Source organism: Streptomyces sennicomposti, from assembly GCF_019890635.1.
Lineage (GTDB): Bacteria > Actinomycetota > Actinomycetes > Streptomycetales > Streptomycetaceae > Streptomyces > Streptomyces sennicomposti.
Genome location: NZ_JAIOAB010000022.1, coordinates 18,493 through 35,730 on the forward strand (window position 1 = coordinate 18,493; position 17,238 = coordinate 35,730).

Sequence of the window (17,238 nt, forward strand, 5' to 3'; positions counted from 1 at the left end):
CTCGGGGGCCGAAGGGCGCCACTTCCACAACTTCGTGCCTCATCCACACGAAGTCGCTGATGCCTGCCCGGCTGCCGCAGCGATCTCGCGGGAGGCTGCCACAGGGGAAGGTTCCGAACATGACTTCCGACGCAAGCACGGCGTCGCCACCGGGCCTGTTCCGACGGGCCAAGGTGAACGCCGTCGACGAACGGACGTTCATCCTCAAACTCTGCGTCGCGTACGCCCTTTGGGCACTCGGCGTGGCGCTCGCGCTGTCGACCGGGCTGTGGCCGCTGCGGGTGCTGGGCGTCGTATTGATCGGCGCGATGTACGCGCACTGGCTGGAACTACAGCACCAGTGCCTGCACCACTCGGCATTCCGGCGCGCCCGCTGGCACCGGATCGCCGGCCTCCCGCTGGGCGTGCCCATGCTGGTCTCGTACAGCCATTACCGCGTCCTGCATCTGCAGCACCACCGCTATCTGGGCACCGACCAGGACTCGGAGTTCTTCGGCTTCGACTCGCGTCAGCCCGTCACCTGGAGGGCGCTGGTCCGCGAGGCCCTGGCCTTCGGCCGGCTGGGCGGCGCGATCGCGGACATCGCGCGCGCCTGGACCGGTTCCTGGACGTACGACTCCGGCCAGATAGCACCGGCCCGCAAGCGTGAAGTAGTGGCCGAGTACCGGCTGTTCGTCCTGCCGATCCTCGCGGCCGTCGCGCTCGCCGTGCTCGGCCAGGGCGAACTGGTGCTGTGGGTGTGGCTGTTGCCCCTGCTGGTCGCGGTGCCCCTGCACTTCCTCGTCGAACTGCCCGAGCACATCATGTGCGACAACTCCAGCACCGACGTACTGGCCAACACCCGCTCCATTACCGGCAGTTGGTTCAGCACCTGGTACACCAACGGCAACAACCTGCACATCGAGCACCACGCGGCCATGGTCGTCCCGATCAACCAGCTCCGCGAGCGCCACGACCTGACACTGTCGTACGCGAAGCACACCTCCCCCAGCTATCCGCAGTTCTTCCGCGCCATCGCCAAGGAGGCCGCCGCCAACGGCCGCAGGGCCCGCGCACAGGACGGCGCCCGTGCCGAATAGCGCCATCCGGGCATCCATGGGACGCACTCACGAAGGCAGGACGGCATGAGCGACACCTCCGAGCGGCTGCGCGAGCAGTCCCCCGCCCGGAACGCCCCGCGCACGCGGGTGCTCGAGGAACGCACCGCGGCGGCGCCGGCCGGGATCACCGCACGTCCGGCGGGCGCGGCCGCCCCCTTGTCCTTCGCACAGCAGCGCCTGTGGTTCCTGGACCGGCTCGGCCCCGGGAACGCGGCGTACAACCTGCCGTACGCGCTGCGGTTGTCGGGGCCGGTCGACCTGGACACGGCGGTACGGGCCTGCCAGGCCCTGGTGCGGCGGCACGAGACCCTGCGGACCGCCTTCCCCTCGGTCGACGGCGAGCCGACGCAGACCGTCGCCCCGGCGGACACCCACGTCTGGGAGCCCCGGGTCGTCGACCTGCGCGGCGCGGACGACGCCGAGGAGCAGGCACGGCGGCTCGCGGCGCAGGACGCGCGGGCGCCGTTCGACCTCGGCCGGGGCCCGCTGCTCAGGGTGACGCTGGTGGCGCTCGCCGAGCGGGAAACCGTCGCACTGATCACCCTGCACCGCATCGTCGCCGACGACCGGTCGATGACGGTGCTGACGGACGAGTTCCGCCGTCTGTACGACGCCTTCCGCACCGGCGGCGCCGATCCGCTGCCGCCGCTCGCCGTCCAGTACGCCGACTACGCCCACTGGCAGCGCGAGCGGTTCGCGGGCGGTGCGGCGGACCGGGTGGCGCACGGACCGGCGCACTGGCGTGAGCGGTTCAGCGGTGAGCTGCCCAGTCTGCGGTTGCCGACCGACCGTCCACGGCCGACCGTGCGGACGTACGCGGGCCGGACCCGGTCCTTCGCCCTGTCCGCCGAGGTGACCGCCGGGCTGCGGGAGCTGGGCGGAGCCGCGGACGCCACCCTGTTCATGACGCTGCTCGCCGGATACGCGGCCCTCCTGCACCGCTACTCGGGCCAGGACGACATCGTGGTGGGCACGTCCGTGGCCGGCCGTGACCGGCCGGAGACCGAGCCGCTCGTCGGCCCCCTGGCGAACACCCTGGCCCTGCGCACGGACCTGGCGGGCGACCCGACGTTCCGCGAACTGCTCGTCCGTACCCGGCGGGCGTGCCTCGCCGACTTCGCCCACCAGGACGTTCCCTTCGCGCGCGTGGTCGAGGAGGTGCGGCCGGACCGCGATCTCAGCCGCGCGCCGCTGTTCCAGACGATGCTGTCGCTGCACGACGCCCCCCGGCCCACGCCGGACCCGGCGGGGCCGCGCGTCGGCCCGTTCAGCGGCGAGGGCCGGACCACGGCGCTGTACGACCTGAGCCTGCACGTCGTCGACGAGGGCGACCGGCTGCGCTGCGCATGGGAGTTCAACGTCGACCTGTTCGCCGACGCCACCATCGAGCGGATGGCCGCCCACTTCGAACGGCTGCTGCTCGGCGCCGTGACGGACTCCGGTCTGCCGCTGTCCCTGCTGCCGCTGCTCTCGGAGCCGGAGCGGACCGAGATCCTTAACCGGGACAACCTGGTCTCCGTCGAGGTCGCCCCGGACACATGTGTGCACTACCTGTTCGAGGAGCACGTCCGCGCCACCCCCGACGCCGTGGCGGTGGTGGACGGCGAGGACCGGGTCAGCTACCGCGAACTCGACCGGCGGGCCGGGATCATCGCCGCCCGGCTGCGCGCGCTCGGCGTCGGCCCGGAGTCCCGGGTCGGGCTCTGCGCGCCGCGCTGCCCCGACTCGGTGGCGGCCCTGCTCGGCGTCCTCAAGGCGGGCGGCGCGTACGTGCCGCTCGATCCGGCCCACCCGGAGGACCGCCTGCGCTACATGCTCGCGGACGCCTCCGTACGCCTGCTCCTGACCCGCCACGACGTGGTGGCCTCGGTACCCGGGCTCGCCGAAGGGATGAGCGTCGGCTACGTCGACGACTGGCTCGCCGAGGGCGCCGTCGCGGCGCGGGACGAGCCGGCCGCCGTCCCGCCGGCGCGGCACGCCGAACCGGACGCGGACAACCTGGCGTTCCTCGTGTACACCTCGGGCTCCACCGGCCGGGCCAAGGGGGCGATGCTCACCCATGGCGCCCTGATGAGCGCCTTCCGCTCCTGGGAGCGGGTCTACGGCCTGGGCACGGTGGTGCGCCGGCACCTCCAGGCCGCGAACATCGCCTTCGACGTGTTCACCGGCGACATGGTCCGCGCGCTGTGCTCCGGCGGCACACTGGTGCTCTGCCACCGTGAGGCGCTGCTGGATCCGGCCCGGCTGTACACGCTGCTCCAGCGGGAGCGGATCGACTTCGCCGACCTCGTCCCGGTCGTCATCCGCCGGCTCAGCTCCTATGTGGCCGAGCAGGGGCGGATGCTGGACAACTTCAAGGTGCTGGCCGTCGGCGCGGACATCTGGTTCATGCAGGACTACTGGAACCTGGCGAAGCTGTGTCCTCCCCGCACCCGTCTGGTCAACTCGTACGGCGTCACCGAATCCACCGTGGACAGCAGCCTGTTCGAGACTGCGATGCCCGAGCGCGCCGACGAGGAGCCGGTGCCGATCGGACGCCCGCTGCCCAACACCCAGTTCTACGTGCTCGACGACCGGCTCCAGCCGGTGCCCCTCGGAGTCAACGGCACCCTCTACGTCGGCGGCCTGGCCCTGGCCCGCGGCTACGTGGGGCGCCCCGAACTCACCGCCGAGCGGTTCCTCGCCCACCCCTTCTCGCCAAGGCCGGGAGCCCGCCTGTACAACACCGGCGACCTGGCGCGGATGCTTCCCACGGGTGACGTGGAGGTGCTGGGCCGGGTGGACCGGCAGGTCAAGCTGCGCGGCTTCCGCATCGAGCTGGAGGAGGTCGAGTCGGTGCTCGGCCTGCACCCGGACGCCCAGGACGCCGCCGTGATCGTCCGGGAGGACGCCCTGGGTGAGCGGCGCCTGGCCGGCTATGTCGAGCCGCGAGCGGGACGCAGCCCCGACCCGGTCGCCCTCCTGCAGTACCTGCGCACCCAACTGCCGTACTACATGGTGCCGTCCACCATCACGCTGCTCGAACGGATGCCGCTGAACGCGAACGGCAAGCACGACCGCAAGGCTCTGCCCGCTCCGGCGCCCGCGGCGGATGCGGTCGAGCGGCCGGCCGCCGGGTTCGCCACCGCCACCCAGGAGCGCGTGGCGCGGATCTGGGCGGAGGCGCTGGGGGCCGACGTGGTCACCGCCGAGGACGACTTCTTCCAGCTCGGCGGAGACAGCCTGCCGGCGCTGTGGGTCCTGTTCGCACTGCGCCGAGCCTTCGGCGTGGACCTGCCGCTGATCACCCTGTTCGAGGCGACGACGGTGGAGGAGCTGGCCCGCCGCGTCGACCTCGCCGCGTCGGCGCCCGCTTGATCCGGTGCTCCCGCCGGGCCTTTCGGCCGTGAGATCCGGCGATTCGCCGGGGTGCTGACGGGGAGCAGCGATCAACGCAATCGCCCCGGGTCCTGACGTCTCCGTCAGGACCCGGGGCGATTGGCGTTCGTCTCAGTACGCCGAGTCCTCCCGCCGGTACAGGACGCCCTCGCTCCACACCAGGTCGAGCTGGCCCCACTCGATCGCCGACGCCACGTCGGGGAAGAAGCTGCGGCCGTTGTAGTTCGCGCTCGTGTTGCACAGCACCGGGATGCCGCTGCACTTGTGGTACTCGCGCAGGATGGCGTGCAGGTTCGGGTCGTCGGACGCGTTGACGGTCTGGAGCCGTGCGGTGCCGTCCAGGTGCATGACGGCCGGGACGCGGTCGATCCACTCGGGACGGACCCGGTGTTCGAACAGCATGTACGGGTCCGGCGTGCCCGGGGCGAAGACGGTCGGGGCGTGCTCTTCCAGGCAGATGGGCGCGACCGGCCGGTAGTGCTCCCGGCTCTTCACGTCGTTCAGGAGCCTCTTCATCGACGTCTCGACCGCCGATGCGATGATGCTGCGTCCGCCGAGCGCGCGGGGTCCCAGTTCAGCGCGGCCGTCGAGCACGACCGCGGGCTGGCCTGTGGTGTGCAGGATCTGGGCCAGTTCCTCCGGGGTGCAGGGCGACGTGCTCCAGCCGCGCGGCACGTCCGGCGTCCGTTCGAGAGCCGGGCCCAGCCGGGTGCCCCACTGGATCGGCCGCAGCCCGGAGCCGCCGGCCGCGGCCAGGCAGGCCGTGCCGATGGCGACGCCGGAGTCGTCCGGGAACGGCGGCACCCACATGGCCTTGATCGTCGGGTGGGAGCGCAGGGCGCTGTTCCACTTGATGTTCAGCGCGCAGCCGCCGGCGAAGCACAGGTTCCAGGCGCCGCCGCCCTTCCACGCCTGGATCTTCTTGGTCACCCGGTCGATCAGCAGTTCCTCTAGGAACGTGTGGACGCTGGCCAGAACGTCCTCGTCGCAGACCCCGAGCGCGGCGGTGCGGGCCTGCACGGCGGAGAGGAACTGGTGCACGTAGGCGTGCGACGGCTCACCGGTGCTGCCGCACCCGATGATGGCCCGCCGGTACTCCCGCACCCGCGGCGAGTCGGCGTCGAAGAACTCGGAGAACTCCTCGCGGAAGACCTGCTTGATCCGCTCCTGCGGGGTGCCCAGGGCGATGTACGCCATCATCTTCCCGGCCACGGAGAGGTCGTCGACGTTCTTCGACTTGTTCTGCCGCTTGAACGGGCCCCAGTACTGCGAGGTCATCGCGTAGGTGTGGCCGATGAGCGGGAACGCCTCGCCGCCGGGCTCGATCCGGCCGTCGGCGTCCACGCAGTACAGTCGCGGGAAGCAGCCGCCGTCCCAGACCAGCACCATCGACGGCTCGCCGCGGCGCGCGAACGGGCTGGTGCAGTAGGCCGAGGCCAGGTGGCCGGCGACGTGGACGTAGCTGTCGTAGTCCAGCGCCTGGCCGCCGATCTCGATCCGGCCGCGGTGGCCCGGCAGCCCCGGGTCGGGCACCAGCTCGGTCTCCCGGTAGGGGGCGACCAGGACCTCGGTCCGGATGCCGCCGGCGAGCACCTCGACGTGGCCGCCCGCGGCGCCGTCCCAGCCGTCCAACGCCCAGGTGCCGACGTCGCCGACCTTGAGGCCGAACTTGTCCATGACGCCGACCAGGTCGTCGAGTTCGTCGACGTTGCTGTAGCGGGCGCCGTTGGCGATCTTCTGCATCTCGACGTTGAACACCAGACGGTCCTCGTCGAGGATCGCGATGCCGCCGCTCTGCGTGAGTTTCAGGCCTGCCGTGATCATGATCTTGCGGCTCCCGTGTGTCCGAGGCTGATGTGGTCGTGTCCGAGGTGGTGCTCAGAGGTCGTCATGGAGCGGGCCGGTCCAGCTGGGCCAGTGGGCGCTCGCCGTGCGCGACCAGGCCGGTGAGCAGGTTCTGGTAGCGGCGCGCGATGCCGGCGGCGAGATCGGGGGCGACGACGTCCCGCGCGATCTCGAAGTCGCACCGGAAGCCGTCCGCGCCCTCGACGATGTTCAGCGCCAGGGGGTGGCCGGTGTGAGTGATCGGCAGCGGGTCGGCCTCCGACACCGTGAGCCCGTCCATCGGGGGCGCCGCCACGCGGCGGTAGAACGAGATGGACGTCGCGAGCAGGTCGGCGCGCAGGCCGGCGCCGGGCGCGAGTTCCCCGATCAGGTCGGCGAAGGGGTGGTCCTGGCTCTCGAGCCCGGTCACGAGGTGTTCCATGACGTCGGCCACGTAGTCCGCGGCCAGGACGTCCGCCGTCCGGCGCAGACGCAGCGGCAGCAGGTTCGAGCAGTACCCGACCACCTGGTCCAGCTCCGGCGGGCGGCGGGCGGTCAGGACCGGGACGACGATGTCGTCCTGGCCCGTCGCCTGGTGCAGCACGGCGCCCCAGGCCGCGACCAGGTAGGCGAACGCCGTCGCGCCCTGCTCCCGGGCGGTGTCGCGCATCCGGTCGCAGAACTCGGAGTCGAGCCGGAGGCTGTGCCGCACCGCCCGGTGGGGGAAGGGCCCGGACGTTCCGGACTCGGGTAGCTTCGGAGCCGCCGCGCCCTGGAGCAGGGTGCGCCAGTGGTCCCGGTGCTCGGCGGCGTCGGGGCCGCCGACGACCCGCTCGTGCCACGCGATGTAGTCCCGGAACTGCGCCGCGGGCGGCAGCAGGGGCCTGACATCCTGACAGCCGGCGTTGTACAGCGCGACGAGGTCGCCGACCAGGACGCCGAACGACCAGCCGTCCACCGCGGCGTGCGCCCCGGAGATCAGCAGCAGATGCCGCTCCGGAGCGGTCCGCACGATCGCGGCGCGGAACACCGGCCCGGCCGCGAGGTCGAGCCGCTGCTCGGCCCAGGACTGCCGGAACCGGTCGAGGTCGTCGTCGTCCGGGCAGACGTGTTCGGTCAGGACCTCGTCCAGCGCCGTCTCCGCGGCGGGATGCACGACGAGAGTGACGCCGTCGGCGGCGAGCGTGGTCCGCAAGGCCTCGTGCCGCGCGACCAGGCCCCGCACGGCGCCGCGCAGCGCGTCCGGGTCCAGCCGACCGTCCAGCCAGAAGCCGACGGACATCTGGTACGCCGGCACGCCGCCCTCGTCCAGTGCCGCCTGCTGCCGCTGCGCGAGGGTGCTGCGCGGCGCGGGCGGCGCCATCACGGCCCCGGCCGGGGCCGCCCGGCCGGGGCCGAGCACACCGTGCTCCCTCAGCTCGGTGATGGAGTCGCGGACCGCTGCCCGGACGTGGTCGAGATCGGCCTGCTCGTGCGCCGTGGACAGGAAGAAGTTGCGCAGCTCCCAGACGAACACGCCGCGGTCGAGCAGGTTGAGGTAGAGGGGGTCCATGTTCTGTTCGTGCTCGAACCGGAAGAACGACGAGAACCGGCGGACCTCGATCGGCACGTCGAGCTCGTGGAAGTCGGCGTTCAGCCGGTCGACGAACACCTCGGTCTTGCGATCGAGGTCCCGCTGCAGGGCCGGGCCCTCACGGCGAAGGTGGTCCAGAACCGCCCGGGCCGCCACCATGGTCATCGGATGCTGGCTGAACGTGCCGGCGAAGAAGGTGGACTCCGCGGTCGGGCGGGAGTCGTCGCCGAAGTGCCACACGCCGCCGTCGATCGTGTCCATGATCCCGCCCCGGCCGGCGATCACGCCGATCGGCATGCCGCCGCCGATGATCTTGCCGTACGTGGCCAGGTCGGCCTCGATGCCGTAGAGCCCCTGGACACCGGCCGGGTGGCAGCGGAAGCCGGTCACCATCTCGTCGAAGATCAGCTTCGTGCCGTGCCGCCGGGTGATCTCCCGGACCCGGCGCAGGAACTTGGGGTTCTGCACCCCGGGGGTGCGCAGGGTCACCGGCTCGGTCATCACCGCGGCGAGCCGCGGACCGTGCCGGTCGATGAACTCCAGCGCGTCCTCCGAACCGAATTCGAGCACGTGCACGTTCTCCACCGCGCGTGCCGGGATGCCCGAGGTGATCGGCCGGGTGATCCGCACGCCGTTCTCGGCGGAGGCCGCGGCGAGCACGCTGTCCGCGTGTCCGTGGTAGGCGGTGGAGAAGACCACGACGTCGTCGCGGCCGGTCGCGGTGCGGGCGATGCGCAGGGCGGTCATGACCGCTTCGGTGCCGGTGTTCAGGAAGGCGACCCGCTCCATGCCGGTGAGTTCGATCAGGCCGGCGGCGACCTCCTCGACCACCTCGGTGCGCGAGGCGATGACGAAGCCGAGGTCCAGCCGCTCGCGCAGGGCCGCCATGACGGCGGGCGGGTTGTGCCCGAGGAGATGGACGCCCCAGCCCAGGGTGAGGTCGACGTACTCGTTGCCGTCGATGTCCCACAGCCGCGCGCCTTGCCCGCGGTCGGCGACGATCGGGTACAGCATCTCCTTGGTCGTCGGCCGGAAGCCGATGGACGAGCGGCTGTCGGCGATCAGCGGGCGGAACCGCTGGGCGAACTCCTTCGAGCCCTTCGTCCTGCTGCCGAACCGCTCGGCCAGGACCTTGAGATACCGGGCGCGTTCCCGCGACTCCACGAGGCCGGCTCCGCCGCGCGCACCGGGTGCGAGCGGGGCGGCCGGCCGCGATGAGGCCGGCCGTCCCGCCGGACGGGCGGCGGGCGCCGGTGCGACGGCGGCCGGTCCGGCGCCCGAGGCGGCGCCGCCCGCCAGCAGTGCGAGCTGGCTGCGCATGACGGCGAGCTGTTCGGTGATCAGCCGCTCGACGGGCGTCGTGGTTCCGGGCGACGGCGCGGCGCCGGCCGAAGCCGGCGTCAGCGGCGCGGGTGCGAGGGGCTGCGGCACGTCGACGGCCGCGGCGATCACGGCTGCGGTGGCCGGGGCCGCCGCGGCCTCCGGCGGCGTCCTGGCCGGCGTGTTCGCCGCCAGGTGCGCCGCCAGCGCGGCAGGCGTCCGTATGTCGCCCAGCAATTGCCGGAGCGAGACCTTGCGGCCGAAGCGTTCCTCGACCAGCCGCAGCATGCCGAGCAGCGCCATCGAGTCCGCGCCGAGTTCGGCGAACGAGACGCCCAGGTCCAGCGCGTCCGGCCGGATGTCGAAGTAGCCGCCGACCATCGCGACGACCTCTGGGAGCAGTGGCTCCACGGTGTTCTCCTCGTGGTTCACGTCAGCCGACCCGGGACAGGTGCGCCGCGAGGCGGTCGATCGTCGGGTTCTTCAGCAGATCGATCGTCGGCAGGTGGACGCCGAGTTCCGTCCCGATCCGGCGGGCGAGCCGCACGGCGAGCACGGAGTCGTCGTCGATGTCGAAGATGCTCAGGTCGTAGCGGTCGACCTCGGTGCGCAGCACCTCGGTCCACAGCTTCGCCAGCAGCCGCTTCAGCTCCTCGCCGCGCGGCGGGCCGACGGGGGCCGTCGGCGGCGCCTGGTCCGGTTCGTCCAGCCGCAGCCTGCTGCGGTACAGCGGATGCGCCGGCAGCGGGACCCGGCGGGGCTCCCGGCCGGACCAGTCCGACCAGTCCACCGGCACACCCGCGCTCCACAGCCGGGCCGCGTCGTGGAGCAGCCTCGCCACCGGCGACGCCGCAGAGCCGCCGTCCGGGCCGCAGTCCCCCGGCAGCGGTTCGGCCGTCGTTCCGATGGCGACCACCGTCGCCCCGTCCGCGGTCCGGCCCCCGAAGGCCTCGGCGAGCCGGCCGCCCTCCCACACGTCCCGGGTCCAGTGCAGCGGGTCGAGGGCTCGCGGCTCGGGCAGCTCGCCGCCCACGACGGCCGACAGGACCGGGACGCGCGGGACCCGCGGGCGCACCTGCGGCGGGCCGTCGAGCAGCCCGGCCCGCCAGGACAGCAGGGCCAGCGCCTCGGTCTCGTCGAGGACGCCGCTGAAGCAGGCCGCGAGGACTTCACCGGCACCCGCGCCGCCGACCGCGTCGGGCCGTGCGCCGGATTCGGCCCACAGCGTCGCGAGCGCCAGTGCGGCGGTCACCCGCGCGGCCGGCGGACTCTGCGCGCTGATCGGGGCGTTGTCGGCGGACCGCCGCGCGATGTCGGCCACGGCCGGCACCCGCTCGGCGAGCACCCGGAAGTCCTCGACCGGGACCTCGCCGAACAGGAACGACACGGCCGGGGCGGTCTCCGCCGTCGGCGCGGCCGCGTCCCCCGCGGCGACCGCCCGCAGTCCGGCCACGGCGGTGGCGTGGTCGTCCGCGACGACCGCGCGGCGATGCGCGAACCCGCGCCGGCCGACCCGCAGCGTGTACTCGGCGTCGGCGAGGTCGGGGGCGTCCGGCCGCGCCAGCGCGTCGGCCAGCCGGCCGGCCAGGTCGCGCAGCGCCCGGTCGCTCCTGGCGCTCACCGCGAGCAGCCGCGGACCGGCGTCCGGCGTCGGCCGCGCGGGCAGCGGTGGCGCCTCCTCCAGCACGACGTGCGCATTGGTGCCGCCGATGCCGAACGAGCTGACCGCGGCCCGCCGCGGGGTCGGGCCCGGCTGCCAGGCCAGGGGCCGCGTATTGATGTGGAACGGGCTGCCGCCCAGCTCGATCCGGGGGTTGGGCCGGGTGAAGGTCGGGTGGCCGGGTATCTCGCGGTGCCACAGGGCCAGCACCGTCTTGATGAACCCGGTGATCCCGGCGGCGGCGGCCAGGTGCCCGACGTTCGCCTTGCACGAGCCCAGCGCGCACTGCCCGGGCCGGGCGCCGCCGCCGACGAAGGCCTCGCTGAGAGCGGTGAACTCGATGGGGTCGCCCAGTGCGGTCGCGGTCCCGTGCGCCTCGACGTAGGTGATGGTGTCGCTGTCCACCCCGGCGACCGCGTGCGCCTCGCTGATCACCGCCCGCTGCCCTTCGACGCTCGGGGCGGTGTAGCCGATCTTGCCGGACCCGTCGTTGTTGATCGCCGAGCCCTTCAGCACGGCCAGGACCCGGTCGCCGTCCTCGATCGCCTCGGCCAGCCGCTTCAGGGCCACCAGGCCGACGCCGTCGCCGAACGTGGTGCCGACGGCGTCCGCGTCGAAGGGACGGCACCGGCCGTCCGGGGAGAACATCATCCCCTCGCCGTGCACATAGCCCGGATACGCGTTGGCGATCACCGAGACGCCGCCGGCCAGCGCGATGTCGCATTCCCCCGCGATCAGGCTCTGCGCGGCCACGTGCACCGCGACCAGCGATGTCGAACAGGCGGTCTGCACGTTGACGCTCGGCCCCGTCAGGCCCAGCTTGTAGGAGATCCGCGTGGTCAGATAGTCCTTGTCGTTGGCGACCATGACCTCGATGCCGTCGTAGGTCAGCAGGTCGCAGGACCGGGCCACGACGTTCGTCAGATACGTGTTCATCGCCGCGCCGGCGAACACCCCGACCGCCTGATCGTCGGCCCCGCCGGAGTAGCCGATGGTGTCGAGCAGTTCCCACGCGACCTCCAGCATGAGCCGCTGCTGAGGATCGATCAGCTTCGCCTCGCGCCGGGTATAGCCGAAGAACTCGGGGTCGAAGTCGAAGGCGTCGGGCAGGGTGGCCGCTCGGCGGACGTAGTGCGGATCCCGGAGCACCCGCTCGGGCACACCGGCCGCGACGAGTTCGTCGTCGGTGTAGGTGGTCAGCATGTCGTCCCCGGCCCGCAGCCGGTTCCAGAAGGCGTCCAGGTCGGGGGCGCCGGGAAACCGGCCGCACATCCCGATCACGGCCACGTCGTTCGGCCGGACCGTCACGTCGCTCTCGTCGGCGTCAGGCATTCCTGCCTCCCCGTTCCCGGGCCCGCAGGCGCGCGCCGCGGACCGTGTCGTCCGCCAGCCGGCTGCGTCGGCTGGATGTCCGGTCCCGGTCGCGGCCCCCGCCTCCGCCGGTGGCGGCGGACGCGGCGCCGGCCCCGCCGAGGCGCGCGGCCAAAGTGGCCACGGTCGGATAGCGGAACATCTCGGACCCCTTCAACGGCGGGTCCGCGGTGTCGCCGTCGAGCAGTTCGTAGACCTGCAGCAGCAGCATGGAGTTGCCGCCGAGATCGAAGAAGTTGTCCTCGCGGCCGATGTCCTGGCGTTGCAGCACCTGCTGCCAGACGGCCGCCACCCGGCGCTCGTGGTCGCTCGGCGCCACGGCGACGCCGGTTCGAGCGGCCATGCTCGCGAACTGCTCGGCCAGTCGCGCGCGGTCGACCTTCTGACCGGCGTCGAGCGGGAACGCGTCGAAGAACCCGATCGCGGTGGGCACCAGATGAGGCGGCAGCGTGGCACGCAACTCCTCCCTCAGGGCGCTTTCCGTCAGGTTGCGCCCCGGCTCGGGAATCACGCAGGCGACGAGGCGGCTGTCGTCGGCGCCCGCGCCGACGACCAATGCCGTCGACCTGCCGACACCGGGCACCTCGTCCAGTCGGGCCTCCACGCCTTCCAGTCCGACCCGGAACCCACTGATCGTCACCTGGTCGTCGGCACGTCCCAGGATCTCCAGTCGCCCCCGGGCGTCGACGCGTGCCAGATCGCCGGTGCGGTACAGCCGGCCCTGCGGATCGAGCGGGCTGTCGAGGAAGCGTTCCTCCGTCGGCTGCGACGGGACGACGGGACCCCGGCCGACGCACTGTCCGCCGATGTGCAGTTCGCCGGTGAACTCCGGCGGCACGGGCCGCCCGCGCTCGTCGAGGACGTACACCCGGGCGTTCGCCAGCGGGAGCCCGACCGGCACGTTGGTTCCCGCGCAGTCTTCGGGCCCGACGGGCTGCGCGGTGGCCCAGACCGTGGTCTCGGCCGGGCCGTACGTGTTCCACAGCGTCCCGCACCACTCGCGGACGGTCCGGGCGAGGGGCGCGGGCAGGGGGCCGCCCGACGAGAAGACGTGCCTGAGCGACGGCTGCCGGGCCCCGGTCCGCCGGACCGCGGCGGACAGGCCGTCCAGGGCGGCGGGGGTCTGTACGAGGTGGGTGACCCGTTCCTCGACGAGCAGCGTGTGCAGGAGGTCAGGCGTTCGGGCCGCCCCCGACGGCACGACGACCAGGCACGCCCCGGCCAGCAAGGTGCCCCACAGCGACAGCTCGGAACCGGCCGGGTGGAAGAACGCCCCGACCGCGGTCTCGTCGACGGCGACGTGCGCACGCATCGACTCCAGCAGCGTCAGGACGTCGCCGTGCTCGACGTCGAACCCCTGGGGCGTCCCGGTCGAGCCGGGGGTGTAGACGGTGTGGGCCACGTCGCCGGCTCGCGGCAGATCGCCGGGCTCGCCGGCCGGTGGCAGCTCGGTCTCCGGCATGACCAGGACCGGCACCGCGGCGCCGTCCAGCAGACCGGCCAGGTCCGGCTGGGTGAGCACCACGCGCGCTCCGCTGTCGTCGAGCACCGTCCGGGACCATGCCGCGGGATCGGACGGGTCCAGGACCACGTAGGCCGCCCGGGCCCGCTGGACCGCGACGATCGCGGCCACCGTGTCGAGGGAGGGCTCCAGCAGGAGGGCGACCCGGCTGCCCGGCCCCACGCCCTCGGCCCGCAGCCGGGCCGTCCAGCGCCCGGCCAGCTCGTCGAGCTCGGCGTACGTGAGCCGGTCTCCGTCGCAGCGCACCGCCGTTCGATCGGCGTGCTGCTCCGCGGCCCGCCGGAAGCGGGCCGCCAAGCTGTCCTCCGGCGCGACGGACACCGGCGCGGGGTGCCGGTCGACGCCGTGCCCGGCGTCGGCCAACACCGGCAGATCCGCCACACTGCGGTCCGGGTCGGCGACCGCGGCCCGCAGCAGCGTCGCGTAGTGCTCGGCGGCCCGGCCGGCCGCGGCCGCGGAGAAGACGGACTTGCGGTACTTGAGCAGTCCGACGAGCCGGTCGCCGTCGTGGACGACCTCCAGCGTGAGTTCGAGCTGGTCGTCCTGCTTGGCCAGCGGGAACGGCGCCGCGGACAGTCCGCCCCAGGCGACCGGGGCCGCGCCCTCCTCGGCCGTGTGGAGAGCGGCGTGCGCCGGATGCCGACCGGACTTCTGGTAGATGAACATCGCCTGGAAGATCGGGTTGCGGCCGTCCACCCGGCGCGGCGCCAGCTCGCTGACGAGCAGCTCGAACGGATAGTCCTGGTGCTCGAACGCCTCGGCGACGGTGCGGCGCGTCCGGCCGAGCTGCTCGCGGAACGAGACCGCGTCGCTCAGGTCCGCGCGCAGCACGACGGAGTTGACGAAGTTCCCGACGCATTCGGCCAGCTCCGGGTCGGTGCGGCCGGCGAACGGGCTCCCGACGAGCACGTCACGCCGGCCGGTGTAGCGGCCGACGAGGACCTGGAAGGCCGTCAGGAGTACGACGTAGGGCGTGACCGCTTCCGCCTTGGCCAGCGCGAACACGTCGGCGGCGAGTTCCGCGGGGATGGGGAACATGAGCGAGCCGCCGCCACCGGCGTCCGCCGGGTCCAGATCGAACCGGGGCCATTCGGCCGGTTCCAGGTCACCGGAGAGCTGGGTGTGCCAGTAGGTGCGGGCCCGGCCGCCCCGTTCGCCGGCGATCAGCTCACGCTGGTACGCGACGAAGTCGCTGTACGGACTGTTGCGCCCGGGCAGCCGCGCCGGGCGCCGTTCGGTCTCGGCGACGTACAGCTGCTCGAGTTCGGCCAGCATGGTGCCGAGCGACCAGAAGTCGCACACCGCATGGTGGGCGGCCAGCAGAACGACCGCTTCTCCAGGCGCCACCAGGTAGGCCCGGGCGCGAAGGGGAGGCCCGGTCACGAGGTCGAACGGCTCGCGGTAGGCGGATCGCACCGCCTCGCGAAGTTCTTCCTCGGTCCACTGGCGGGCATCCAGTTCGGCGAAATCGGGTTCGAGCCAGCCGTGGACGGTCTGCCGGCCGGCGGTGCCGTCCCGGTCGTCGCCGCCCACCCGGCTGAAGGTGGTGCGCAGCGCCGCGTGCCGCCCGACCAGCGACTGCACGGCGCCGTGGAACGCGGCGGCGTCGAATCCGCCGGTGAACCGGGCGGTGAGGGCGACGTTGTAGGACGCGCTGTCCGGGTCCATCCGATGCAGCGTCAGCATCGAGCTCTGCGCGTAGGAGAGCGGATGCTCGGTGCGCGACTGTCCGGCCCGTGCCCGAAGCGCCGCCTCCAGCTTCTTCCGGAGGTCGTAGTCAGTCATGAGTGTCACTCCTCGGTCGATCCGACGGGGGTGGAAGCATCTGGGGCGGCCCACAGAGGCAGCAGGGCGTGCAACTGGTCCTCGGTCAGCGTGTCGAGCGAGGCCAACAGCCGCTCCGCCTCCTGGGGCGAGCACCGGTCCGGCCCGCCCGCCTCCTCCGCACCGGTCCGCGCCCCGAGTTCGAGCCCGAAGACCTCGACGACCGGCCGGCCGGCGTCGTCGACGACCGAGACGTCGACCACCTCTCGCGCCGTCCCGCCCACCCGGTGCCGGACCGCCGCGACTCCGGACCCCGCGGCGCTCGCCGGCTCGTGGATCACGATCCGCTCGAACCGGAACGGCAGCTCGGTGGACGGCGCCGGAGCCGGACGATCCGCTCCCGGCCGGTCGCCCGCCGTCCGCCCCGTCGCGCGGAACGGCGCGTGGTACCTCACCCAGTCGACCGGAATCCCCGCCTCCTCCAACCGAGTCAGATGCTCCAGGACCGTCGCCGAATCCGGGGTCCGGGGCGACAGGCCCGCCAGCCACAGCTCACCCCCGTCGCTCTGCGCCCGGCCGGCCGTGGTCAGCGTTCGACCGGACCCCACCTCCACGAAGACCGTGCAGCCGCCGTCCCTCAGCGTCCGGACTCCCGCCGCGAACCTGACCGGTGAGGTGAGCTGCCGGCCCCAGTACTCCGCGCCGGGCTCCCCGTCCGCGGCCCAGCCGCCGGTGAGGTTCAGCGCCAGCGGCACGGCCGGGGTCCGGTGCCGGACCCGGCCCGCCGCCGCGAGCAGCGCCGGGACGGCCGGGGCGACCAGCGTCGAGTGGAAGGCGTGGGTGGTCTCCAGCGGGATCGTCAGCCAGCCCCGCCGCTCGAACGCCGCCGCCAGCTCCCCCATCGCCGTGTCGGTCCCCGAGACCACGATCCGCTCCGGGGCGTTGTACGCGGCCACCGACGCCGCGCCGCCGTGTGCCCCGACCAGGTGTTCCAGCTCCGCCGGGTCGGGACCGCCCACGGCGACCATCCGGCCGGCGCCGGGCACGGCCGCGAAGGCCCGGCCGCGGGCGCTGACGAGTTCGAGCCCTTCCTCGACGCCGAACACCCCCGCCACGCAGGCGGCGGCGTATTCGCCGAGGCTGTGGCCGACCACCGCGTCCGGTGGCACCCCGCACGAGGTCCAGAACTCCGCCAACGCGACCTGCAGCAGAAAGACCGCGGGCTGGAGCAGCTCGGCCCGGGTCTGGGCGGCCGGGTCGGCGAACACGTCGAGCGGACCGACGCCGGTGAGCCGGCGGAACTGTTCGGCGTGCCGGTCGATGCCCGCGCGGAACAACGGGTGCGCGCGATGGAGTTCGACGCCCATGCCGACGTATTCAGAACTCTGTCCTGGGAACAGGAACCCGGTCCGCGGCCGGGTTCCGGCCGCCGTCACGAGGTGCCCCCGCGCCGCGGCACCGGCCGGGCGCCGCTCTCGACGGTCCGGGACCGCCCCGCCAGGTCCCGCGCGCCGCCGACGCTCAGCACGGTCTGGGAGATACCGGCGGTGTCATCCGGTCGCGGGCCCCAGGAGGAATGCATCCGTCGCCGCGCCGACGACGCGGCGACCGTTCGGACATATCCTCCGGCCGAGGCATCACCGTCTGGATCCGGCATGACCTGAACATTGTGGTACGGCATTCCGGGCACGAAGGAACTCCCAGCGATCTGTCAAGTCCGGAGAAA

General features: G+C 73.0%; 7 protein-coding genes. 2 read left to right on the top strand and 5 right to left on the bottom strand.

Going from position 1 to position 17,238, the window contains the following annotated elements; genetic code table 11:
* Positions 1 to 119 precede the first annotated feature (119 nt).
* Both K7787_RS14970 and K7787_RS14975 read left to right on the top strand, forming a co-directional pair.
* Positions 120 to 1,079: a fatty acid desaturase family protein gene (locus K7787_RS14970; RefSeq protein WP_019980153.1), complete on the top strand. Its 960-nt coding sequence runs from the start codon at positions 120 to 122 to the stop codon at positions 1,077 to 1,079.
* 45 nt (positions 1,080 to 1,124) lie between these two features.
* A complete protein-coding gene (locus tag K7787_RS14975; RefSeq protein WP_223001695.1) occupies positions 1,125 to 4,457 on the top strand; it encodes a non-ribosomal peptide synthetase in 3,333 nt (1,110 codons plus the stop codon).
* A 132-nt stretch (positions 4,458 to 4,589) separates the two neighbouring features.
* Here the strand turns inward: K7787_RS14975 and K7787_RS14980 are convergent, their stop codons facing one another.
* The 5 genes from K7787_RS14980 to K7787_RS15000 form a co-directional block, all read right to left on the bottom strand.
* Positions 4,590 to 6,302, bottom strand: a complete 1,713-nt coding sequence (locus K7787_RS14980) for a carbamoyltransferase N-terminal domain-containing protein (protein WP_223001696.1) — start codon at positions 6,300 to 6,302, stop codon at positions 4,590 to 4,592.
* Between the two features lie 64 nt (positions 6,303 to 6,366).
* Positions 6,367 to 9,606 carry an aminotransferase class III-fold pyridoxal phosphate-dependent enzyme gene (locus K7787_RS14985; protein ID WP_308036362.1) on the bottom strand — a complete coding sequence of 1,080 codons (3,240 nt, stop codon included), beginning with the start codon at positions 9,604 to 9,606 and terminating at the stop codon, positions 6,367 to 6,369.
* A gap of 22 nt (positions 9,607 to 9,628) precedes the next feature.
* Positions 9,629 to 12,187, bottom strand: a complete 2,559-nt coding sequence (locus K7787_RS14990) for a type I polyketide synthase (RefSeq protein WP_223001698.1) — start codon at positions 12,185 to 12,187, stop codon at positions 9,629 to 9,631.
* A complete protein-coding gene (locus K7787_RS32110) occupies positions 12,180 to 15,533 on the bottom strand; it encodes a non-ribosomal peptide synthetase (RefSeq protein ID WP_223001699.1) in 3,354 nt (1,117 codons plus the stop codon). Before K7787_RS32110 ends, K7787_RS14990 begins: the two co-directional genes overlap by 8 nt.
* A 5-nt stretch (positions 15,534 to 15,538) precedes the next feature.
* Positions 15,539 to 16,948 (bottom strand): acyltransferase domain-containing protein, encoded by a 1,410-nt coding sequence (locus K7787_RS15000; protein ID WP_223001700.1) that lies wholly within the window; start codon positions 16,946 to 16,948, stop codon positions 15,539 to 15,541.
* Positions 16,949 to 17,238: the final 290 nt, after the last annotated feature.